Here is a 24556-nt window from a genome sequence, read left to right on the forward strand (position 1 = left end):
CCGAAACCACCGCACCTAATTCATTCTATCCACCAACCCAAAAAGGCGTGATTTTCTGCTAAAAATTGGTTAGAAAAGGTATTGATTTTATTAAAGTTTTTATTTAATGTTTTTTATTCAAAAAACATCACCAAAACCATTTCCCAAAACATGCCACCAAAAGCTCAACTTTATACGCTTAACAAAACTTTACAAATATTTAACAAAAAACCTAGCGCATTATTACTCAACCGGTTATAATTTAAGCGCTTTTAAAGCAAGGGAGTGCTCATTAGTTGAGCGGTCAATTATAAAAAATTCAAATAAAACAAAAATTTACTTGACAGGATAATCGAAATGCGCTATCATAATCGGCATCTGGCATCTGGCATCTGGCCTGCCAAACCTACGCCCTAAATCTTTTTCAATATCATCGTAGTCAAAATCAGACTCCATTCTTATTTTTATCACCGAAATCATCTAGCTTAGTGAGCTCGCCGAGTTTATCGGTAGGGTTGTTGTCGAGGCAGAGATTCAATCTTTTATCGTTCATATCAAAGTCTCCGTTATGGATTGCGGCGTTATTGTTTTGGTTGTGTTCATTTGGTGCACAGGCCTTAACAGTGCAAACCTCAAGGGTCATTGAGGGGAGTGGGCCGTATTTAACATCTGATGGAGGCCAAACCAAGGTAACAGACCTTGAATCGTTGTTCTCCATTACGTTGCCTTATGGTGCAAAGGTCACGCCGTCAACGAATACATCAAGTAGGACAAATCCAATAGTATTATCAACATGGCGTACTTTGGGTGAGATAAAGACTATTTTTCCACCATCGATCACTTTTGTGCGTTTAAATGATTTAGTCAATACTTATCATTATTGGGGAGATGATGATGGAGATGGACAGGGGACTAATGGTGTAACGGCGACAGGGACTTTATGGCTTTCATTAGAGGATAAGAATGGAAATACTGTACGTCCTAATGATACATTAGATGCATGTAAGGCGCCTTATAGGGTAACAATAGGTTTAAACCCCGATGGTGCTAGTTTAACTACACAGTATGGCGTGCCAAATCGTCGTGTATTTTCAACCACTAATGACAGGGAGTATTATTATTTCAAACCAAATGCAAATTGTTTGGTTTTTATGCAGTCGGCAAGGCCGAATTTGTTATATGGTGGTACTACTGGCATCAATTCTAACGACGACCCTCGTTACGCAGGCCCATCTAACATATGGAGTCCTACAAAGGGTTTTTTAACTCAGTCAACGCGTTCATCATCTTATGACCAAAACTTTCCTACAACGGGTGCTGATGGGTTGTATTTTGACTTAGAGATGCCTACTGGAGTTAATGCAAGTCAGTTGACGTGGTCTGTTGTCACGAATGGCGATATAACAGCTACGGTGACAAGTGTAACAGCTAATAATAGTTGGATTCCTAGTGTTGATAGAGGAAAAGTTGTCGCACGAGTTAAGTTAAGTGGTCCTAGGGCGGATAGTGCTCGGATACGTTCAGATTATCCTAGTCCTCTAGATGTACCCTCTTTGCCACAGACATTTGAGTTGGTGGGTAGGGATAGTGATGGTAATGGGGTGAAGTATGGGTTTGTCTTAAAGCAGTGGTTCGTCAATCGGGGTATTCGTACGGGTAATCGGTCTAACCACTCCACTTGGTGTAGTAATTTGGGTTATCGTCTTGCTAGGGTAAGAGATTTAACCAATGCGGTTTGTTCTGGTTGGAATTCCTCTTTAAGTTGCCTAGGTTCTGTCGGTGCCACACCTAGTTCATCTAATAATGCTTATATGCGTAAAATAGATGCTGGTTTTTTCACGGAGTGGGGCATGATGGGGAACTACTCTGGTACGGACTTCGTCTCCAGTAGCTACTGGACAAGCGACACAGTAGGTAATAACAAAGGCTTCTATGTTTTCTCGGACAACGGCAGAGTTAGCAGCGGCGTCGTTTCCGATACTGATTACGCTGTTTGCGCCACACCTTAGCTTTTATTTCTTAGTCCTTAATCCTTAGGGTTGCGCTGTTGCGGCGAAGCCACAATCGCGCCGCCCCCCGCCGCCCGCTAAAAGCGTGGTTGGCATTCCTAGTGATTACGCTGTAGCGGTTTAAATTCGTGGTCTATTTATAGTACGGCAAGGTTTCGGACGTTTTGACCTTTGGTGAATAAAATGGTTACAGTGATCACGTCCGAGTCAGGGAATTAAAGCGAATTCCCTGACAACCCACGCTTTGGCTACAGAATGTGGTCTACGGCTACGCTACTCGTATCATCCTGATACTCGCCTCTTCGAGGCCACCTTCGCTATGCTCAGGTGTTCAAATTTGTTCCAGACGCAGCACAAACTCACCAAACATCCCTGTTTGGCGTGCTAACCTCGCTCTGTTGTCGGCACATTCTGACGCCGGAATAAGACAAACAGCATAACCTTAGGTGTTTTTTGTGAGTTGTTTTTGTGTAAAAAGGCAATGAAATTACATCCAAAAAGTGGTCAGGAAAGATATTGATTTTATTTAAGTTTTTGTTTTTGTATTTTCAAGGAAAATCAATCGCTTACACAACCTAAGCAAAGCGCCGACATACAACAAATCAACAAAACCACGAATAGCGCCCTAATAACAGCAATTTAACCGCTCCAAACCCTTTTTTTAACGATAATTTAAAATTAAATAAAATCAATAAATTATAAAACACCTCAAAAAAAGGGTTTTCAAAGCCAAAATTGTTGTTTATCTTTATACAGCAAGATTTATCAAATCTTGAGCTCTCCTTAACGCCGTGTAGGCGGTTTAGAAACGTCAATATGAAATTATAGACGTCTATTAATTCCTTAACGCCGTGTAGGCGTTTAATTTAAATAAAATCAACCACATAATTATAATAACATAATGTCTTCCCAAAAAGATGGTTATATTATTTGCCCTATTCCGGCGTCAGAATGTGCCGACAACAGAGCGAGGTTAGCACGCCAAACAAGGATGTTTGGCGAGGCTATGCTTCGCCGGGAGCGAATCATAGCCGGTGCGTCAAGACCGAGCGACGGCGGAGGGTAGCCGCAGGCCACATTCTGCAGCCTTGCGTGGGTTGTTAGGGAATTCGCTTTAATTCCCTAACTCGGACGTGGCCACGATAGCTATTTTATTCACCTAAGGTCAAAACGTCCGAAACCACTGCACCTAATTCATTCTATCCACCAACCCAAAAAGGCCTGATTTTCCGCTCAAAAATCAGTCAGAAAAGGTATTGATTTTATTAAAGTTTTTTATTTTTGTTTTTAACAAAAAACCTAAAACTCAAACACAGATTTTTATCTGTACTATTTCAAACAATTACGCCATAATGTTATAAAAATAACAATATTTGGCTACATTTGTTATTTTTATAACATCCCTATTTATTTACATACTAATAATATTTAATAAAACATTATTACAAAAACATTTTAAGGATCTCGTTATGAGTTATGCAAAGTATATTGATCATACTTTACTTGCAATGAACGCAACAAAAGACCAAATAACAAAACTCTGTGAAGAAGCCAAACAATATCATTTTTATTCGGTTTGTGTAAATTCAGGCTATGTGCCTTTAGCGGCAAGTTTACTTAATGGCAGTGATGTCAAAGTGTGTGCAGTAGTTGGCTTTCCACTTGGTGCTATGCTGACTAGCGCTAAAGCGTTTGAAACCGAAATGGCGGTTAAAGCTGGCGCGCAAGAAATCGATATGGTTATTAATGTAGGTTGGTTAAAAAGCAATGATTTCGATGCCGTTAAACAGGATATCGAAGCGGTGTTTAAAGCTTGTGGCGTTGTGCCATTAAAAGTCATTTTAGAAACCTGTTTATTAACCAAAGAAGAAATTGTTAAAGTTTGTACAATTTGTAAAGAAATTGGCGTTGCATTTGTGAAAACTTCAACCGGCTTTAGCTTGTCGGGTGCAACTGTTGAGGATGTTAAATTAATGCGTGATACTGTAGGTAAAGAGATGGGCGTTAAAGCATCAGGCGGTATTCGCGATCGTGCAACTGCTGAAAAAATGATTCAAGCAGGGGCAACGCGTTTAGGTGCAAGCGCAGGCATTGCTATTGTATCGGGTGATACCACATCATCAAGTAGTTATTAATTAATAAACTTATCAATAAGGGACTTTATGTCGCTTATTGATATTGATGGAATCTGAATGGAAACACAATCGCAAAAAAGAATTAATGACCTCATTCAAATTTTAAAAAAAACAGATAAGATTCATTTAAAAGAGGCGGCTAAGTTGTTAGCGGTTTCCGAAATGACCATTCGACGTGATTTAAGTAACATTCCTACATCATTAACGGTTTTAGGCGGTTATATTGTTAGTGAAGTTCGTCATCAAGCAACGCAATATTTTGTTTCCGATCAGCAAGATAAACAAGTTAACGAAAAGCTACATATTGCTAAACTAGCCAGTAAACTTGTTTTTGCAAATGATACCGTCTTTTTTGATTGCGGTACTACAATCCCTTTTATCATTGATGCTATTGATGATGAAATCACTTTTACCGCTATCTGCTATTCATTAAACGCATTTTTAGCATTACAAAATAAACCTAATTGTAAGACAATTTTATGTGGTGGTTATTATCAGGTTAATAATGCTATTTTTACCGCTATTGGACAGCATTGCCAATTAAATTCGATTTGCCCAAATAAAGCGTTTATTTCGGCTGCTGGGGTTGATATATCACGAGGAGTCACTTGTTATCATTTTGATGAACTTGATATGAAGTTGCAAGCCATGAAACAATCTGATCAGCGTATTTTGATTGCCGATCATACTAAATTTAGTCAAGTCAAGCCGGCTTTGATTAGTGAATTAACGCTGTTTAATCAAATTATTACCGATAAAGCTCCGACTAAGGAATTTATCTCTTTTTTCAATAACCATAATTTAAAACTAATGTATTAATATGAAAAATATCACAATTTTAGGTTCGACTGGTTCAATTGGTTGCAGTACGCTAGCGGTTATTGCTCAAAATCCTCATCTGTTTAAGGCGTATGCCTTAGTGGGTGGTAATAATGTTGCCAAAATGACTGAGCAATGTTTGGCATTTAAGCCTAAATACGTTGCCATGGCAACAGCGCAAGCGGCTAAGGAGCTAAGAGCAAATCTTGCTAATCTAAAATTGGATATTGAAGTGTTAAGCGGTGAACAAGCCATTTGTGATTTAGCGCAGTTGCCCGAAGTCGATCAAGTGATGGCCGCTATCGTTGGTGCCGCTGGGCTAAAACCAACCCTTGCGGCAATTAAAAAAGGTAAACGTATTTTGCTTGCCAATAAAGAATCACTTGTAACCTGTGGGCATCTGTTTATGCAAGCGGTTAAAGAGTATGGCGCTGAGCTGTTACCTGTGGATAGTGAACATAACGCGATTTTTCAAAGTTTGCCAATGGCGGTACAGCATAATTTAGGTTTTGCTAATTTGGCTGAACAGGGCATTACTAAAATAGTTTTAACGGGGTCGGGTGGGCCGTTTCGCGATTGGGAATTCGATAAGCTTGCATCGGTTACGCCTGCGCAAGCAGTTGCACATCCTAACTGGTCGATGGGTAAAAAGATTTCTGTGGATTCGGCAACCATGATGAATAAAGGACTTGAGTATATCGAAGCTCGTTGGTTATTTAATGCAAGTGCCGACGAAATGGAAATTCTTATTCATCCGCAATCGATTATTCATTCCATGGTACGTTATCAAGATGGTAGTGTGGTGGCAGAACTAGGTGTGCCTGATATGTGCACGCCAATTGCTTATGCTATGTCTTACCCCGATCGGGTTCCATCCAGTGTACCGCCTTTGGATTTTTGTCAAATTTCGGCTTTAACGTTTAAACAGCCTGATTTTAATCGTTATCCTTGTTTAAAATTGGCAATAGAAGCATCCAATCAAGGGCAAGCTGCCACAACGGCACTTAATGCAGCCAATGAAATTTCGGTAGAAGCCTTTTTGCAACATGAAATTGGTTTTATGGATATTGCCAAAAATGTAGCAAAAGTATTAGATCAATTAGCTTTCCCTGAGCCAAGGACAATTGATGAAGTTTTTATGATTGATCAGTGGGCAAGATCGCAATGTGGTCAGCACTAAACGCGATTTGATTTTTATAAACAGTGAGTTAAATAGGTCGTAAGGGCAGCCAATCGCAATGACGTTTTGAAAGTATTATGTTCAATGTTGCTGCCCTATTCATGCTTTTCTTGACTAAGCGATTTGTTTAGCGGTTAATGTTGGATTATCGCTAATAAAGGATTGTAAAAATCTGCTATCGGGTAGTGCAGTTAACGCGCCTTTTTGGGTGGTCGCTAAGGCACCACAAGCACTAGCTATCGTCATCATGCTTTCTAACATGAGTTTATCTTCAGGCATTCCTGATGAGGCAATACTGCTAAGTAGTCCTGCCACAAAGGCATCGCCCGCACCGGTAGTATCAATACTATTTACATGGTACGAATCAAACGAAAATGTTTTGCCTTGCCATAAGGCGATACTGCCATCTTTACCTTTAGTAATTAACTTTAATGGTGCCTCATAGTGTTGTTGTAGTTTACTTAATGCTTCATGCCAGTCATTGCATTGCGTGAGCCAAAATAGTTCTTCATCTGATAGCTTAAGGATATCGGCATCATGACAAAATTGAGTTATAGTTGTGCGCATTTCATCTTTATTTGCCCACATCTGTTCACGCAAGTTAACATCGAAGCTAATTAAGCCATTTTTAGCGGTAAGGTTTTCAATGGCGGTTTTAAGCGTTTGCCGACAAGTGTGGCCGACTAGCGCCAAAGAGCAAAAATGTAAAATATCTTGGTTAAACTCAGGTATCGCTTGCTGAGACAAAAATTGATCAGCAGAAGGTGAAACCAAAAAAGTAAAACTTCGCTCCCCATTTTGACCTAAATCAACAACAACCGTACTTGTTTTATGGTGATCATCTTTTTCAAGGCTTTGGCAATCAACATGATATTCAAGGAACGTTTTTTCCATAAAATGGCCAAAAGGATCATTCCCAACACGGCCAATAAAAGCGGAAGGTAACCCCAATTTTGCAATACCAATTGCGACATTAGCCGGTGCACCACCCGCACAAGCTTGATAATTCATATCGCCAAATGGCAATAAATCAATAACGGCATCTCCAAGAGACCAAACTTTAGTATTATTCATTTTATGACTCAATTTGTGGTTAGTTAAATTCAGTGAATATATTTCGGTTTTTGTATAAATAAGTTAGGGTTTTATTGTTTGATATATCTTGATCAAAGGTTAATAATAGGATAAATCGTCGATCAAAAAAATCATGGATAATATTTAAAAAGTATGACATTTGTCACATTGTTGGTGAGCTATTTTACCATAGGTTAATGTTAACAGGTAAATCCGGCTACGATTAATGCTATCAAATATTGGGTTAATAAGGGGATTGTATGTCTAGTGCTATCGATAAAGCTAACCAAGCGGTTAACAAATTAGCGCAGCTTGTTAATAAGCAGTATTACCCACATTTTCATTTAGCGCCACAATTTGGTTGGATGAATGACCCTAATGGGTTGATCTATTTTAAAGGGCAATATCATGCTTTTTATCAGCATCATCCTTATGATGAAAGCTGGGGGCCAATGCATTGGGGGCATGCTGTTAGTGATGATTTGGTGACATGGCATAGATTACCAATCGCAATTGCTCCTGATCAAGAATTTGATAAAAGCGGTTGTTTTTCGGGCTCTGCTGTTGATAACGATGGTGAGCTGTGTTTATTTTATACTGGACATGTTTGGTTAAGTGACCAAGGTGATGACGAGCAGATAAGCCAAACTCAATGCCTTGCAAGTAGCCAAGATGGTATTCATTTTGAAAAACACGGTACGGTACTTGCGCCTAAAGTCGGGATTATGCACTTTCGTGATCCCAAAGTTTGGCAACAAGATGGTCAATGGTGGATGGTGGTGGGGCAACGAACCCCAGATAATGTGGGCGAGGTGTTGCTTTATCGTTCTGGTGATTTAACAAATTGGACGTTCGATCAGGTTGTTGTTAGTCATATCGATCCAAATGTGTATATGCTTGAATGCCCTGACTTCTTTCCCCTTGGTGATAAGTGGGTGTTGATGTTTTCACCACAAGGCATGAAAGCGAAGGGGTATCAATATCGTAATTTGTTCCAATCAGGTTATATTGTGGGTAATTGGCAACCAGGCGAGCGATTTTCAATCATTAAACCGTTCCAAGAAATGGACTTTGGACACGATTTTTATGCACCGCAATCATTTCTTGCGGCTGATGGGCGTCGTATTGTTTTTGCTTGGATGGATATGTGGGAATCGACCATGCCAAGTAAAAAAGATAAATGGGTCGGCGCTTTTACTTTGCCGCGTGAATTGTTTTTAGATAAGGATAATTATGTTCGTAATCGCCCCATTAAAGAACTTGAAGCATTGCGCGAAAAACCAGAATCGCTAAGTAATATCCTCTTAAAAAACGAGCTTAAAAACACCGATATTCCATCGATTAGCTGTGAGATTAACGTTGAGTTTGATTTAATCCAAAGCGATGCCGAGCGTTTTGGTTTACAGCTTGCAGCCACTAAAGATGGTAAACAAGCAACGCTACTATATGTTGATTTACAATCCGAGCGAATTATACTTGATCGCAGTTTGTCCGGTCTTGAATTAACCGGTTATCGTAGCGTACCACTCCCCAAAACAGATAAGCTAACTTTGCATATTTTTGTTGATGCCTCATCTGTCGAGGTTTTTGTTAATGATGATTTGTATAGTCTCACTAGTCGTATTTATCCACAATTACCGGCCGAGCGAGTCATCAACCTCTTTGCTGAAAACGGAAAAGCGAAAGTGACGAAATTGCAAAGTTGGCAATTGCAGTCTATTTATGCGTAATACCAATTCACTGCCTTTTGGCAGTGAATTTTCGTTTTAACAACTGCATTTTTATTGTTTTATTCCACATAATCACAACTAATAATTCATGATTTAAAACTATCAATGCAGTGTATTATTTTTTATTACCTATTGGTTTAGTGATTATTTAGTGTTTGTTTCGCCTTGGGTTTATCATAAACGCCAAAATGGTCTACAATTGTACTACTGGCTTTATTTAGCCCTAACACTTCCACTTGTGCCCCTTCTTTGCGGAATTTAATTACCACTTTATCTAAAGCCGCTACAGCGGTTATATCCCAAAAATGTGCATGGGTAAGATCGATGGTTACCTTTTGTAACACCTCTTTTAAATCAAATGAACTAATAAATTTTGTAGAGGAAGCAAAAAATACTTGTCCATATACGGTATAAATACGTTGTTCCTTGCTGGGTTGCTCAGTTTGAATTTGTAGGTAATGAGCGACTTTATTGGCATAAAATAGTGATGCCAGTAATACCCCAACAAATACGCCATAAGCAAGGTTATGGGTAAATACAACGACAACTACAGTTGTGATCATCACAATATTGGTTGAAAGTGGGTATGATTTAAGGTTTTTAATCGAGTCCCAGCTAAAGGTACCAATGGAAACCATGATCATCACTGCTACTAACGCAGCCATTGGAATTTGGCTTACCCAGTCTTGTAAAAAGACAACTAATAATAGAAGTACAGTTCCAGCGATAAATGAGGATAGACGCGTTCGTCCGCCTGACTTCATATTGATAATTGATTGCCCAATCATTGCGCACCCTGCCATACCGCCAAAGAAGCCTGTCACGATATTGGCAATACCTTGTCCCTTGCACTCTCGGTTTTTATCACTCGGTGTATCGGTAATATCATCTACAATGGTTGCGGTCATCATTGATTCTAATAAGCCGACAATGGCTAATGAAAGGGAGTAAGGCAGAATAATCAATAAGGTATCAAGGTTAAAAGGGACATTGGGGAGTAAAAACGTAGGCAAGCTGGTGGGTAGTGTACCCATATCACCCACCGTGCGTATATCCATGCCAAAATACATATAGATACCGGTAAGAATAAGAATGCAAAGTAGCGGTGAAGGAATGATTTTTCCTACTTTGGGGATATAAGGGAACAGGTAAATAATGCCAAGCCCAGCAATGGTCATTGCATAGACATGCCATGTGACATTGGTTAGCTCAGGAAGTTGTGCTAAAAAAATTAAGATGGCTAATGCATTAACAAAACCCGTTACCACAGAGCGAGAAACAAAGCGCATTAAGTTTCCTAATTGAAGAAAACCGGCAATAATCTGAAAAATACCGCATAAAATTGTCGCGACCAGTAAATATTCAACTCCATGTGATTTAACCAGTCCGGCAATGACGAGCGCCATTGCACCAGTAGCGGCAGAAATCATTCCTGGGCGACCACCGGCAAAAGCAGTAATAACCGCTATACAAAAAGCCGCATACAGCCCCATTTTAGGGTCAACACCGGCAATAATTGAAAAAGCAATTGCTTCAGGAATAAGGGCAAGTGCTACAACGATGCCCGATAGAACATCATTTCTGATATTGGAAAACCATTGTGTGCGTAAAGATTGCATTGAATTTAATCACCACTGAAAAAAAGGAAAATTGCCGCGTGAAGCAATGCATTTATAAGGTTATCAAAAGTTGATAGGAAAGATATGACTTCTGTGCATCACGCGAGTAACTATAATTATTATTAATAGAAAGAACGCGCAAAAAGTTACACAGGTATACTCCATAATGAAATTATATTTTTATAATAATAGAACTTAACCCATTGTACAATGGCTAATTTTCTTATTATCGTTGAAAGTTATAATATTTTATTGCTTTAAAAATTTTAATCTAACCATACAAATTTAAATGATGCCGATGTCATAGATCTATTTATTATAGGATTTAATGACGGCATTAACCGTCATCATTAAAAGCAAAATAGACAAAATTGAAAATGGGATTAGGCATTGGCGGTTTAACAACGTTTTAGATCTGTTTTTTTATGCCTTTATTTGGTTTGAGCTAATATACTTTATTTCACTTACAAAGAGGCTCTTTTTAAATAAGGTGATGCTATCTGTATTGGCCCTTTTTGGCTTTTTAAGGTGATGATAAATGAATACAAAACTTGCTTCTAGGTTAAGTTTGCGAAACAATGTGAACAATTTTAGTTATTGTGTATAAGGACTTGTTGTGAGCGATGCAAAAATAGTTGTAAAACCCGAACGGCTGTGGCAAACCATTCGGCAAGAAGCCTTTGAGTTAGTTGAAAGCGAGCCAATGCTGGCAAGTTATTTCCACGCGACTTTACTCAATCACGAGGATTTAGGCAGTGCATTAAGTTATATTTTAGCTAATAAACTGGCAACACAAGTAATGCCTGCTATTGAGATTCGTGAGATTGCTCGGCAGGCTTATCAAGCTGATCAAAGCCTGATCCAATCTGCAGTAAGTGATATTATTGCAGTTTATATTCGTGATCCTGCAACCAACTATTATTCAACCCCTCTCCTTTATTACAAAGGTTTTTTATCACTACAAGCTTATCGAATTGCACATTGGCTTTGGAAGCAAAACCGTAAATCATTGGCCATTTTTTTACAAAGCCAGATTGCGATAGTGTTTGGTGTAGATATTCACCCTGCGGCAAAAGTTGGTTGTGGGGTGATGTTTGATCATGCAACAGGCATTGTTATTGGTGAAACCGTGGTAATTGAAAACGATGTTTCTATTTTGCAATCCGTCACCTTAGGTGGCACCGGTAAACAAAATGGTGATCGTCATCCCAAAATTCGTGAGGGTGTAATGATTGGTGCGAATTCCACGATTTTAGGTAATATTGAAATAGGCAAAGGCGCTAAAATTGGTGCGGGTTCAGTTGTGTTAGATCTTGTGCCACCGCATACCACCGTTGCCGGTGTGCCCGCAAAAGTAGTGGGTTGCCCTGATTGCGATAAGCCTGCTTTAAATATGGATCAAGATATTTAATTGCGATGCGTATAATGAAAAATGCCGTTGATTTGTATCGACGGCATTTTTATAACGGATTATTTATTGTTAAGATTTACATCCATGGTTGGATATGGAATATTAATATTATTTGCAGTTAATCCATTTTTGATATTTTCAAGCAGATCCCCTTTTACTGCTCCGTAGTTTTCATTTAATGTCCAAACTAATACATTAAAATTCATTGAGGAAGCATCTAACACATCTAATCGAATGGTTGGTGCTTTGGTGGTCAATATGTTTTGTGTTTTATCAACCGCTTGTTTTAACACTTGGTAAACTTTTTGAATATCAGAATCATAGCCGACATTAATGACCAAGTCTAAACGCCTTTCCGGCAAACGGGTATAATTGACAATATTGGTATTGACGACTTGACTATTGGGTATCACCACTAATTCGTTGGTTGATGTGATCATTGATGTTGAAAAAATTTGTATTGAATCAATCACACCTTGTTGGTTATTAATCACAACCGTTTCGCCCACTTTAAACGGGCGGAAAATAATTAAAATCACCCCAGCCGCAAAGTTAGATAGCGAACCTTGCAACGCCAAACCAACCGCTAAACCAGCCGCACCAATGATAGCAACAATAGAAGCCGTTTGTACACCTAATTGGCCTAAAACCGCCACTAATGTCATGACAATAACGGCATAGTACGACAAAGCACTGACAAATTTAACAACCGTTGGGTCAACGTGCCGTTTAAATAATATCCGTTTTAATTGGTTGCTAATAAATCTAGCAATCGTTCTACCAATAACAAAAATAAGAATAGCAAAGCAGAAATGAGCGATATAGCTAAATACAACCCCATCATATCGTTTGATAAAGTTAAGGGTGTAATTTAAGAAACCTTCAAAATTCATCTTATTATCCTCAGTAATTCGGAATAGTAATTTCTATCAATGTGTTTTAGTGCAAAATTGGCTAAACCAGTTGTTTAACTAATAAAGTCCAACGTGTATCAAAATTAGTAGTTGGTAGATATTTAAAACCTGAACGAGAATAACGCGCCATCATGCCTTCGCAAAAAGCCAATAACTGACTAGACAAAATCCGTTCATCTGTGATGAAAGCAACACCTTCACGTATTTTGCGCTCCCGTAAAACTTGTTTGATTTGGATTTCAATTCGTTCAAATAGTTGGCTAATACGTTCTTGTAATTGGTCTTGTTCAAACATTAATGCATGCCCCGTCATAATTCTGGTTAATCCAGGGTTTTTTTCAGAAAAGCCTAATATCAACGCAAGAATAAGTTGCAAGCGTGTAAAGGTATTGGGCTCTTCTTGCATAATGACATTAATGCGCGACAACAAAATATCTTCAATATAGACAATTAAGCTTTCAAACATTTTTGTTTTACTTGGAAAATGTCGATATAACGCCGCTTCAGAAACACCTACTGTTGCGGCTAATTTAGCCGTTGTAATGCGTTGAGTGCCTTCATTAGATTCAAGCATTTTTGCCAATGCCTGTAAGATATCTTCTTTGCGATTTTTATTTTTATTTGTCACAATCATTTTTTACCCGAATGTCCAAATCCACCTTCTCCGCGTGCTGATTCAACAAATTCATCAACAATATTAAATTCTGCCTGTACAACCGGAACAATAATTAATTGGGCAATGCGATCGCCTGCCTCAATAACAAAAGGCGTTTGACTACGATTCCAAACAGGAACAAATAACTGGCCTTGATAATCCGAATCAATCAAACCAACCAAATTTCCAAGCACAATACCATTTTTTGAACCAAGTCCAGAACGTGGTAATACTAAGGCAGCTAAACTAGGATCAGCAATATGCATCGATAAACCTGTTGGCGTTAAGATGGTTTCGCCGGGTTTGATTTCGGTGGTTTTATCAAACATTGCACGCAAATCAATACCTGCTGAACCTTCAGTTGCATAGGTAGGGAGTGGAAATTCATTTCCTAAACGTTTATCTAATACTTTTATATCAATTTTTCTTTTCATCATGACTCGCTTTATATCGTTTTATGACTGCTTCAAGTAACTGTGTTGCTAATTGTTGTTTGTTGCTTAATGGTAACGTTTGCTCACCATTTTGCCAATATAGTGTTAATGCATTTTGATCAGAATTAAAGCCGATGGTTTTGTCTGAAACGTCATTAGCGCAAATTAAATCTAGATTTTTTGTAGTTAATTTTTTTAGTGCATAAGTTTTGACATCATGAGTTTCGGCGGCAAATCCTACCACAAAAGGACGATGCGTTTTGAGTGCTGCGACACTTGCTACAATATCGGGGTTTTTTACTAATTCAATAATAAGTTCGTTATTATCGCTGGTTTTTTTGATTTTTTGTGTCGCAATTGTTTTGGCATGATAATCGGCAACCGCTGCGCACGAAATAAAAATAGTTGATTTTTGCGCGCAATTTAATGCTTCTTCATACATCTGTTTAGCGCTTTTAACGTTAATTCGGTTGACACCATTTGGCGTATCTAAATGAACCGGTCCACTAATTAATGTAACGGTAGCGCCCATTTGTGCCGCCGCACTGGCAATTGCAAAGCCCATTTTTCCTGAACTGTAATTACTAATGTAACGAACTGGATCGATTTCTTCGATCGTAGGGCCTGCCGTGATGGTTATGGATATACCTGAAAGCGCAGCAGTGGTTGTAAAATACTGTTTGATATTATCAACAATCGTTGCAGGTTCTAGCATTCGCCCAGGCCCTATATCACCACAGGCCTGAAAGCCGCTGTCAGGCCCTAAAATTAAGGTATTTCTTGAGGCCAATACTGATAAGTTATGTTGCGTTGCTGCTGCTTTATACATTTGTTGATTCATGGCTGGCGCTATAACAATTGGCGATGGGGTTGCTAAGCAGACTGTTGACAGCAGATCATCAGCAATGCCGTTAGCCATTTTGGCAATAATATTGGCCGTTGCTGGGGCAATGAGGACTAAATCAGCCCATTTGGCCAGTTCAATATGGCTCATAGACAGCTCGGCTGATGGATCAAATAAATCACTTGATACCTGATTGCCCGAAACCGCTTGTAACGTCATTTTGGTAACAAAATGGCTAGCAGAATCAGTTAAAACGACACGCACTTGTGCGCCACATTTTTTTAAATGACGAACCAGATCAGGGCATTTATAAGCAGCAATGCCACCTGTAATGCCTAATAAGATACGTTTTCCTGATAGACTCATGATCAAGCCTCCTTCTCACCTAAATGAAAGAGCTATATTACCACAATTCAGTTAGATAATAAGTAGCTCTTTCGCATTGGCTAATGTTGCATCAGTAATTTTGTCGCCACCTAATAACCGAGCAAGTTCATTTAAACGACCAGTATTATCTAGTTTTTGCATATCAGTTGAAGTCTGTTTGCCATTGGTCTGTTTGTTAACAAAATAGTGCTGATTTGCTTGCCCTGCAACTTGTGGCAGGTGAGTTACAGTGATCACTTGCGTTGATTCACCCAGTTGCCTTAATAACTGGCCGACTTTAGCGGCAGTTGGTCCACTAATACCGACATCAATTTCATCAAATATTAATGCTGGCGTATCCATTTTTTGCGCTGTTAAAACTTGAATGGCTAAGGCAATACGTGATAACTCACCACCAGAAGCCACCTTAGCAAGCGGTTGTGGACTTTGCCCTGCGTTGGTGCTGACTAAAAAGGTGACTTGATCGGCACCGTCTTCATTTAATCGGTTTTCGTCAAAAGTGATATCGATACTAAATTGTCCATTAGGCATGGATAAGTCATGCATAATAGTGGTTACTTTTTTGGCTAATGTTTTGCTTATCGTTAATCTTTTTTGATGCAATTTTTGGGCAATGTCAACAGCGGTTTGATGATATTTGGTAATATCGGCTTTCAGTTGTTCGCTTTGTTCATCTTGCTGATTGATCTGTTTAAATTCAGCTAACAAGGTTTGATGTAAATCGGGCAATGTTTCAGGGGTGACATGGTGCTTACGCGCTAAAGCAATTTGTTTTGATAACCGCTGTTCAAGTTGCATGACTCGAGCAGGATCGAGCTCTAAACGTTCACTATAATGACGAAGTTCATCGCTTGCTTCTTTAATTTGGATTGATGCCTCTTCCAACATGTTATAAACATTATTTAACGCAGGATCGAGCGAGGTTAGTTCTTGAACACTATTTTTAACACTACTAAGCAAATTACTGACGTTATATTCATCGGCTTCATCTAACAACATCACAGATTGTTGGCTTAGATTGATTAATTGTTCACTGTTAGATAATCGTTTGTATTCTTCGTCAATTTGTTGATATTCCCCTTCAATTGGCGAAAACTCATTAAGTTCTTTTAATTGGTATTGCAAAAGCTGCATATGCGCATCACGCTCTTGTCGTGAGGTTTCGTACTGCTGATAAGCTCGTGTTGCTTCTTTCCACTGTTTATAGGCTTGCTGCATTTGGGCGAGCAACGTGGGTTCATTCATATAATGATTGAGTAACAACTGTTGATAATCACTGCGTAACAGGCGCTGATGTTCATGTTGCCCATGAATTTGAATCAACATTTGCCCCAAATCTTTTAATTGCGAAATAGGTACCGCACGACCATTAATAAATGCTTTAGAACGCCCATCTTGATTAATCACTCGGCGTAAAATGCACTCATTACCCTCATCAAGTTGATTTTCGCGTAACCAAGCAAAAGCCGCTGGCGTATCATCAAGCACAAAACAAGCCGAAATATCAACACGATCAGCCCCATGCCGAATAGATGAAGCATCAGAACGATTACCTAAACATAATCCCAATGCATCAATAGCAATCGACTTCCCCGCGCCCGTTTCACCCGTAATGGCGGTCATCCCCGTAGTAAAGTCAACAAGAAGTTGATCTACAATAGCAAAATTATTAATAGTTAGTTGAGTTATCATAATAAATTAATACATAAGGCTAGTTATCATATTGGCAGTATAGCAGTAAAAATACTGTAAATAAATACAGGGTGTTGTTTTTATTTTTTGAAATGTTTTGGGGATATCTACAAGCGCTATTTATATGAAATCGAAACTATTTCACCTAGGAGGTATGCAACTTTTTGATGTTATTTACTATTTGGTTTGTCAAAATTACTATCATTTATTGAATTTTGATTTAAATAGTCAATAAATTATTAAAGTTAAATGGGCTTTAAGGACAAAGAAATGTATCTCGATTTTTGTACACGGTTTATGTACATTCCTCTTTTTAAACGATCATATTGTAACTATCCCCTAAAATAGTACAGTAAAAGAGTAGAAAATTCTCTTTATTAACCCACAGAGGATTTAAATATGAAAAAAATGACTGAACATCAGATTGTATCTATTACTAAATATTTTTTCTTAACAATAGGATTCAATGTATAACTTAGAACTCTTACACTTAGTCCTAAACGTTTATGAGCATCAAAAATCAAACTACTACTTAAATTATCTAGCTTCTTATCCATTTTTCTATCTCCCTAAAATGATTAATTAATATAACTGCCTCTCGTTCTACGGTCTTAACAAAACTATTATAAATACGAAGTCTATCTTGAGTCGTCAGACTTTCTATCTGCTGAAAAATACTATTTATGTCATGTTGTATATCTGGTATAAAAGAATGTAATAGTTCATCCATATATTTCTGAGAAGAAAAATGGGGGCCGTAATAAACCATAGCACCATAAAGAAGTGGTTCAAATAAACTATGTCCTTTTAAAGAGGAGTCAAAAGAACCAAATACAATCGATGCGTGTGACATAGAATAAATGCGATTCAAAACCCCATAACTTTTTACAAAAACAATATCTGACAATATATTTTCAATATCGTTACATTCCGATATAACCTCTACTTGATTATTATATTGCTTTTTAAGCACCTGAATAAAATCATCAAAAAAATTAATATGTCTGGGCACAAGTATTATTTTATAATCAAGATGAATTAATTTAGATAAAAGAACATTAACAGTATTAAGTTCATTGGGATGAAAATTAGAAATTGCTATTACTTTCCTTTCGGAAGTGATATTTTCAACACCATTAACGCGAATATTTAAGGGAAGTTTGTAGCTAGGCACAACCGACACATTAATATCTGGCATTATATGTAGCAGTTTTGTTCTAAGGTCATCTGTTTGTACATAAGCATTTTTAATTGGCGAAAACATTAACTCTCTATAATACCTGTTACTAAGACGTTGTATTGTTTTATCTGAAATATGACCATTTAAAAGTATCACCTCTCGCTTTAGCATATTCATTACTGCAAGAAAGTTTGGCCAAAAATCATGCTCAATAATTATTGCTTTTTTGATATGAAAGTGACTAAGAAACAAAGTTTGATGAATTAATGAATCAAAAGGAAAATATAATATTTTCAAATTCAGTTTATTCTTATGTAGTTTTTTATAAGCCTGAATAGATGTTACTGTTAATATAATATTTTCATTTGATTCTGGTTCAAATGAATTAATTAAATTAATTGCTGCATCAACTTCTCCTAAAGATATTGCATGAATCATTATACAATTCTTTTTATTCCATCGATGAAACAAAGAAGTAAGAAAATAATGTTGACTAATATGTTGTAAATTATCTCTAGTTTTAATATTTTGTTTACGAGCCTTAATGAAAGAATAAACAGCAAGCACAGGCAAAAATATTAACAAAAACTGAGTGACTATCAATAAACAATATCTAAATAATTTATCCATTTTTTCTCTATCGTTTAAATAAAACTGTAACTATCCCCTAAAATAGTACAGCAAAAAAGTAGAAAATTCTCTATGATAAAAGTAAAAGGGGATTTAATTATGAAAAAAATGACTGAACATCAAATCGTAGCTATTTTAAAAGAAACTGAAGCTGGTATTCCCGTTAAAGAACTTTGCCGTGAATATGGCATGGAGAATTCAACTTTCTATAAATGACGGGAAAAATACGGCGGAATGGAAACTTCAGACATCAAACGCTTAAAGGAGCTTGAAGCCGAAAACCGTAAACTTAAACAGATGTTTGCCCAGCTCAGTTTAAAAGCTCAGCTTCAGGAGGAAATCATAAAAAAGCTCTAGAGTCTACTAAGGCACGGAAAACTTGGGCAGTGCAATTGCAAGAAAGTCATTTCATCACCAATAACTTTTACACCTCCCCCAACTTATTCTTCTTTTATCTAAAATTACACAGGAGTATAATTTGAATACATATCTATCATAACAACGGGAACCTAAGTATGTTTGGAAATAAAACAAATCGTCAAGTTATTATTTGGACAACAATTATCGGCGGATTTTTCAGTTCATTAGTAAAATGGGGTTCAGAAGTTAATATGCCTCCACGAGTACCTGGTGAAATTTCTCCACCTGCGGCACATATTGATGCATGGCTGGGTTGGCTTGGGATTAATTCCCACTCGCTTGATTATATTTACCAAGGGGCAAGCGTTTTAGGTGCTGTGACACTTTATCACTGGTTATTTAGTTTTGCTTTTGCCTTTGTTTATGTTGCAGGTGCATATTATTGCAACAAAATCCGCTTATGGTATGGGGCATTGTACGGCATTATTATTACTGTTGTGATGCACGGCTTTTTAATTCCATTGCTTGGTTTCCGCCATCCTGCTTATGATGCGGAAGGTACGGTTGGTTGGTTATGGAACTTAAATGGTTATGAACTTTGGAGTGAAATTCTAGGTCATATCTATTGGGGTGTATCGATCGAAGTGTGTATGATTGCAGTACTTGCTCATTTTGCAAGACCAATTCATGGTGAGTGGCGTCAATAATTGGCTTAGCTTTCATCAGTTAATATTAAATCCTACTATTTAACCATAGTGGGATTTTTTATTTGAATTGATATAGTTAAAAACTATAACAATCAATAAAAAACTAGAATTATTCAATACCTATTTTTTTTGTTATCTTTTTATCACTATAAAAAAATGGATAAAAGGAAATAAAAATGAATACTGCTGTTATTGGATATCCTCGTGTTGGTAAGCTTCGTGAACTTAAATTTGCAACAGAAGCCTATTTTAAAGGTAATAAAACTCAAGCCGAATTATTAAACGAAGCCAAAGCGTTGCGAGCTGAGCATTTAAAACAACAAGCTGCTCAAAAAATTGCTTTTATCTCATCTAATGATTTTTCATTCTATGATGCGGTGTTAGATACAGCGTGTTTACTTAATGTTATTCCAAAACGTTACCAAGATTTAGGTTTACCTGAACTTGACCGTTATTTTGCTATGGCACGTGGTTATCAGGGTGAAAAAGGCGATGTGCGCGCACTGGCTATGAAAAAATGGTTCAATACCAATTACCACTATTTAGTACCTGAAATAGAAGATTCAGTACAAATTAAGTTAACAGGTACGAAACCTTTTGACGAATATCAAGAAGCGAAAGCGCTAGGTGTGCAAACCAAACCGGTTGTGGTTGGGCCGTTAACCTTTTTTAAATTAGCGCAGTATTTAGGTAAAAAACAGCTTGGTGATTTTAAAGCCGATATTATTAAAGCTTATCAAGAAATCATCCAAAAATTTACAACGCTTGGTGCTGAGTGGATCCAAATTGATGAGCCAATTTTAGTGACCGATCTAAATAAAGACGATATCGCCTTATTTACCGAACTTTATCAAGCGATTTTATCAGTTAAAGGTAACACCAAAATTGTTCTACAAACCTATTTTGGTGATGTGCGTGATTGTTATAAAGAGCTTGTCGCTTTACCTTTTGATGGGATTGGGCTTGATTTTGTTGAAGGTAAACAGTCATTAGCTTTACTTGAAAATAATGGCTTCCCTGCTGATAAAGTATTATTTGCCGGTGTTGTTAATGGCAAAAATATCTGGAAAAACAATTACCAAAAAACTTTAGCTTTACTTGGTAAAATCAAACAAAAAGCCACAAATATTGTCATTAATACATCTTGTTCATTACTGCATGTTCCTTATACATTGCAAAATGAAACCAAATTAACCATTCAACAACGTGCTTATTTTGCTTTTGCCCAAGAAAAGCTGCAAGAGCTTGCTGAACTTGGTCTGTTATTTAAAGAAGCAAATCCTGAAAATAATGCGGCTTATAAAGCCAATCAAACACTATTTACCCGCGAACGTGAAGGTGCAAACCACGCGGTTCGCCAAAAAGTGGCGGCATTAAACGCGTCTGATTTTACCCGTTTACCTGAGTTTTCAGTGCGTGAAGCGGCGCAGAAGAAAGCCTTTAATTTACCACTATTACCAACTACAACCATTGGCTCATTCCCGCAAACACCTGATGTGCGTTTAAATCGTGCTAAATTCAAAAAAGGCGAAATTTGCTTGAATCAATACACTGAATTTAATCAACAAAAAATTGCGGAGTGTATTAAATTGCAAGAAGAGATCGGCATTGATGTGTTAGTGCATGGTGAATTTGAACGTAATGACATGGTCGAATATTTTGGCGAAAGCTTAAATGGCTTTGTCTTTACTGAAAAAGCTTGGGTGCAATCTTACGGTACACGTTGCGTTAAGCCACCGATTGTTTGGGGTGATATTTCACGATCTAAACCGATTACGGTTGAATATTCAAAATATGCACAAAGCCTGACTGATAAACCAGTTAAAGGGATGTTAACTGGACCGGTAACGATTCTTAACTGGTCATTCCCACGTGAGGATATTTCGCAAAAAGAATCGGTATTCCAAATTGGATTGGCCATTGGTGATGAAGTGTTAGATCTTGAAGCTGCTGGCATTAAGATTATCCAAATTGACGAAGCCGCGTTAAAAGAAAAATTACCACTGCGTAAAGCGGATTGGAACAGCGAATATCTTGATTGGGCGATTCCGGCATTTAGATTAGTACACAGCAAAGTCCAAGCTGATACTCAAATTCATACACATATGTGTTATAGCGAATTTGCTGACATCATTAAAGATATTGATGCCATGGATGCTGATGTAATTTCGTTCGAAGCTTCTCGCTCTAATCTGCAATTAATTGATGTGCTCAATGCCAATAATTTTAAAACCGAAGTTGGGCCAGGTGTTTACGATATCCATTCGCCACGCGTTCCACCTGTTGCTGAAATTAAAGCGACGATCGAAAAATTACTGGCGAAGATCGATAAACAAAAATTATGGATTAACCCAGACTGTGGTTTAAAAACACGTGGTGAAAAAGAAGTGGTTGAAAGCTTACAGCATCTTGTTGAAGCTACATTAGCAGTAAGGAAAACACTCAATTAAGCACTGTTTTATAAAGAACTGAGCTTATTTATTAAGACATCGTATTTTACGATGTCTGACAATTCCGCCGCCTATTTGGGCGGCGGAAATGTCAATAAGGAAAATAAGCGATATAACGAATGGATGATAAAAATGAAAACAAATCTATTATTTAATAAAAAAACGGTGTTCTCTTTTGAAGTTTTTCCACCTAAAAAAACATCACCTTTAGAAACCATCTACAGCACTCTGCGAGAACTTGGTTATTTTAAACCTGATTTTATCAGTGTCACTTATGGTGCGGGTGGTAGCTTAAATGGACAAACCACCATTGATATTGCCCACTCGGTGAAACACACTTATGGCATCGAAAGTGTTGCTCACTTACCGGGCATTAATTTTGATAAAGCCGAGATGCAAAAAATCCTACACGATCTTAAATGTGCAGGGATTGATAATGTGCTTGCTTTGCGTGGTGACATCAGCCCGAATGTACCGCCCAAAGATGATTTTCGATACGCCAGCGAACTGGTAACATTTATTAAAGAAAACGGTGATTTTAACGTGATTGGTGCATGTTATCCAGAAGGACATCTTGAAGCATCAACCCTAAAACAAGATCTGATCCACCTAAAAGAAAAGGTCAATGCGGGTACTGATCAACTTATTTCACAGCTATTTTTTGATAATGACTATTTTTATGCATTTTTAGATAAAGCACACGATATGGGCATTAATGTGCCGATCGAAGCCGGCATTATGCCAGTGACCAATAAAAACCAAATTGAGCGCATGGTATCGATGTGTGGGGTGAATTTACCGAAAAAATTCAAACAAATGATGGAAAAATATGAACATCATCCCGATGCATTTCGTGATGCGGGTATTGCTTATGCCATCGATCAGATTGTTGATTTAGTTTCACAAAATGTGGACGGCATTCATTTGTACACCATGAACAATAGCTACATAGCCAGACGCATTAGCGAAGCTGTTGCAACATTATTAGCTGTGCCAAAAACAAAATAGTGATTTAGAAAAAAGGATATATCAAGGATTGATAAGAATTGGTTGCGGGGGCTGGATTTGAACCAACGACCTTCGGGTTATGAGCCCGACGAGCTACCAAGCTGCTCCACCCCGCGTCAAAGAGGTGACCATATTATAGTAATTAAATAATAAAGCAAGGTTTGTTTGATGTGAAAGCATCATTTTTAAACAAAAATGACAATATACTTGCTAATTCTAATCTAAATACAGCGATAATTTTAAAATCTTTACATCAGCGATAATAAAAAACATCAAAATTGACTAAGTCCTTAGTGTATTCAAATAACCTTGAGTGGTTTGTGTGGGATATTTTTTGTTAAAAAACAACAAAATAAAAAATTCAATAAAATCAGTCAGGAAAGGTATTGATTTTATTTGAGTTTTTGTTTGTTAGTTTTTAACCAAAAACCACCAGCAAAAGTCGTCCCCAGCAGCCCGCCAACGTAGGCTGACTCTATCTTTAACAAAACTTTACAATTTTTTAACTGAAAAAGTAGCACATTATTAATCAAGCGATTATAATTTCATCGCTTTCAAAGCAAGAGAAAGCTCATTAGTTGAGCAGTTAATTATAAAAAATGCAAATAAAACAAAAGATTAATTGACGGAATGAACGAAATGCGTTACTATGGACAGGATAATCGAAATGAGTTGCCATGCCTGGCACCTGGCACCTGGCACCTGGCACCTGGCACCTGGCACCTGGCACCTGGCACCTGGCACCTGGCACCTGGCACCTGGCCTGCCAAACCTATTTCTTAAATCTTTTTCAATTTCACTGTAGTCTAAATCAGACACAGTTCTTATTTTTATCACCGAGGTCATTTCGCGTAGCGAAATCGGCAACTTTATCGGCAGGGTTATCGTCGAGGTTGAGGCGCTTACCTTTTCTATTTAAATTACCAAACTTATCCCGCTTACTTAGATTATTTAGATTACCTAAATTATCGTTGTTTGTGCTGTTCTTGTTGTCATATACACAGGGTTCTGTGGCATTAACGACACATACATCAAGAGCAATTGAAGGTACTCCGCCATATTTAACGTTCGACGGTGGTCGAACAAAGGCGACAGATACAGACAGTTTGTTGTCTATAAGGTTGCAGGATGGCCAAGTCATCATGCCGTCTACGAATATATCAAGTGTATCAAATCCAATAAGATTGCCTTATGCAGGGAATACTCTGGGAGATATAGATATGATAGTCCCATCATCAGTGAATTCAGTGAGTATAAGTGATTTGGTCACTAGGTATAATTATTGGCGTGATGATGATGGAGATGAGCCGGCTGTAAATGGTGTAGCGGGGTATATATC

At 37.7% G+C, this 24556-nt stretch carries 18 protein-coding genes, 1 tRNA gene and 1 pseudogene; 11 read left to right on the forward strand and 9 right to left on the reverse strand.

All coding sequences use genetic code 11. The features are described 5' to 3' along the window. Positions 1-602 precede the first annotated feature (602 nt). The 4 genes from ACYIAJ_RS08070 to ispC all read left to right on the forward strand — a co-directional run bounded on the left by ACYIAJ_RS08070 (position 603) and on the right by ispC (position 6122). Positions 603-1988 (forward strand): hypothetical protein, encoded by a 1386-nt coding sequence (locus ACYIAJ_RS08070; protein ID WP_483564616.1) that lies wholly within the window; start codon positions 603-605, stop codon positions 1986-1988. Between the two features lie 1469 nt (positions 1989-3457). Then, a complete protein-coding gene (gene deoC / locus ACYIAJ_RS08075) occupies positions 3458-4123 on the forward strand; it encodes a deoxyribose-phosphate aldolase (protein WP_483564617.1) in 666 nt (221 codons plus the stop codon). A 57-nt stretch (positions 4124-4180) separates the two neighbouring features. Continuing rightward, positions 4181-4942: a DNA-binding transcriptional repressor DeoR gene (gene deoR / locus ACYIAJ_RS08080; protein ID WP_483564618.1), complete on the forward strand. Its 762-nt coding sequence runs from the start codon at positions 4181-4183 to the stop codon at positions 4940-4942. Between the two features lies 1 nt (position 4943). Beyond that, on the forward strand, positions 4944-6122 hold the full coding sequence (gene ispC / locus ACYIAJ_RS08085; RefSeq protein WP_483564619.1) for a 1-deoxy-D-xylulose-5-phosphate reductoisomerase: 1179 nt from the start codon (positions 4944-4946) through the stop codon (positions 6120-6122). Positions 6123-6236: 114 nt separating this feature from the next. Here the strand turns inward: ispC and ACYIAJ_RS08090 are convergent, their stop codons facing one another. After that, entirely contained in the window at positions 6237-7196 is a 960-nt protein-coding gene (locus ACYIAJ_RS08090) for an aminoimidazole riboside kinase (RefSeq protein WP_483564620.1), read from the reverse strand. A 260-nt stretch (positions 7197-7456) separates the two neighbouring features. Between ACYIAJ_RS08090 and ACYIAJ_RS08095 the strand changes: the two genes are divergently transcribed. After that, positions 7457-8926: a glycoside hydrolase family 32 protein gene (locus ACYIAJ_RS08095; protein ID WP_483564621.1), complete on the forward strand. Its 1470-nt coding sequence runs from the start codon at positions 7457-7459 to the stop codon at positions 8924-8926. 137 nt (positions 8927-9063) lie between these two features. Here ACYIAJ_RS08095 and ACYIAJ_RS08100 read toward each other — a convergent pair whose 3' ends face one another. Next, the gene (locus ACYIAJ_RS08100; RefSeq protein ID WP_483564622.1) at positions 9064-10545 is read right to left on the reverse strand and encodes a SulP family inorganic anion transporter; all 1482 of its coding nucleotides are present in this window, start codon (positions 10543-10545) and stop codon (positions 9064-9066) included. Positions 10546-11176: 631 nt separating this feature from the next. Between ACYIAJ_RS08100 and cysE the strand changes: the two genes are divergently transcribed. Then, on the forward strand, positions 11177-11956 hold the full coding sequence (cysE, locus tag ACYIAJ_RS08105) for a serine O-acetyltransferase (RefSeq protein ID WP_483560742.1): 780 nt from the start codon (positions 11177-11179) through the stop codon (positions 11954-11956). A 59-nt stretch (positions 11957-12015) separates the two neighbouring features. Here the strand turns inward: cysE and ACYIAJ_RS08110 are convergent, their stop codons facing one another. From ACYIAJ_RS08110 to ACYIAJ_RS08135, 6 genes are all read right to left on the reverse strand, one after another. Further along, on the reverse strand, positions 12016-12849 hold the full coding sequence (locus tag ACYIAJ_RS08110) for a mechanosensitive ion channel domain-containing protein (RefSeq protein WP_483560736.1): 834 nt from the start codon (positions 12847-12849) through the stop codon (positions 12016-12018). Positions 12850-12910: 61 nt separating this feature from the next. Continuing rightward, on the reverse strand, positions 12911-13504 hold the full coding sequence (gene slmA / locus ACYIAJ_RS08115; RefSeq protein WP_091349295.1) for a nucleoid occlusion factor SlmA: 594 nt from the start codon (positions 13502-13504) through the stop codon (positions 12911-12913). After that, entirely contained in the window at positions 13501-13959 is a 459-nt protein-coding gene (gene dut / locus ACYIAJ_RS08120; protein ID WP_034909576.1) for a dUTP diphosphatase, read from the reverse strand. Before dut ends, slmA begins: the two co-directional genes overlap by 4 nt. Next, positions 13943-15169 (reverse strand): bifunctional phosphopantothenoylcysteine decarboxylase/phosphopantothenate--cysteine ligase CoaBC, encoded by a 1227-nt coding sequence (gene coaBC / locus ACYIAJ_RS08125; RefSeq protein ID WP_483560737.1) that lies wholly within the window; start codon positions 15167-15169, stop codon positions 13943-13945. Before coaBC ends, dut begins: the two co-directional genes overlap by 17 nt. Before the next feature lie 51 nt (positions 15170-15220). Beyond that, on the reverse strand, positions 15221-16882 hold the full coding sequence (gene recN / locus ACYIAJ_RS08130; protein ID WP_483560738.1) for a DNA repair protein RecN: 1662 nt from the start codon (positions 16880-16882) through the stop codon (positions 15221-15223). Positions 16883-17423: 541 nt separating this feature from the next. Beyond that, the gene (locus tag ACYIAJ_RS08135; RefSeq protein ID WP_483560739.1) at positions 17424-18692 is read right to left on the reverse strand and encodes a 3-deoxy-D-manno-octulosonic acid transferase; all 1269 of its coding nucleotides are present in this window, start codon (positions 18690-18692) and stop codon (positions 17424-17426) included. A 99-nt stretch (positions 18693-18791) separates the two neighbouring features. On the opposite strand from ACYIAJ_RS08135, the pseudogene ACYIAJ_RS08140 reads away from it, so the two are divergent. The 4 genes and pseudogenes from ACYIAJ_RS08140 to metF all read left to right on the forward strand — a co-directional run. Further along, a pseudogene (locus tag ACYIAJ_RS08140) lies at positions 18792-19043 on the forward strand (transposase); the annotation flags it as partial. A 164-nt stretch (positions 19044-19207) separates the two neighbouring features. Beyond that, on the forward strand, positions 19208-19759 hold the full coding sequence (locus ACYIAJ_RS08145) for a YagU family protein (RefSeq protein ID WP_091349305.1): 552 nt from the start codon (positions 19208-19210) through the stop codon (positions 19757-19759). Positions 19760-19935: 176 nt separating this feature from the next. After that, on the forward strand, positions 19936-22209 hold the full coding sequence (metE, locus tag ACYIAJ_RS08150; RefSeq protein ID WP_483564623.1) for a 5-methyltetrahydropteroyltriglutamate--homocysteine S-methyltransferase: 2274 nt from the start codon (positions 19936-19938) through the stop codon (positions 22207-22209). A gap of 132 nt (positions 22210-22341) precedes the next feature. Beyond that, the gene (metF, locus tag ACYIAJ_RS08155; protein ID WP_160404008.1) at positions 22342-23217 is read left to right on the forward strand and encodes a methylenetetrahydrofolate reductase [NAD(P)H]; all 876 of its coding nucleotides are present in this window, start codon (positions 22342-22344) and stop codon (positions 23215-23217) included. Positions 23218-23256: 39 nt separating this feature from the next. On the opposite strand, the gene ACYIAJ_RS08160 is transcribed toward metF, so the two are convergent. After that, positions 23257-23333: transfer RNA gene (locus tag ACYIAJ_RS08160), tRNA-Met, on the reverse strand. An 873-nt stretch (positions 23334-24206) separates the two neighbouring features. On the opposite strand from ACYIAJ_RS08160, the gene ACYIAJ_RS08165 reads away from it, so the two are divergent. Next, on the forward strand, positions 24207-24556 hold a 350-nt coding region (locus ACYIAJ_RS08165), incomplete at its 3' end, for a hypothetical protein (RefSeq protein ID WP_483564624.1).

The sequence above is a fragment of the Gilliamella sp. X-46 genome (assembly GCF_057063525.1).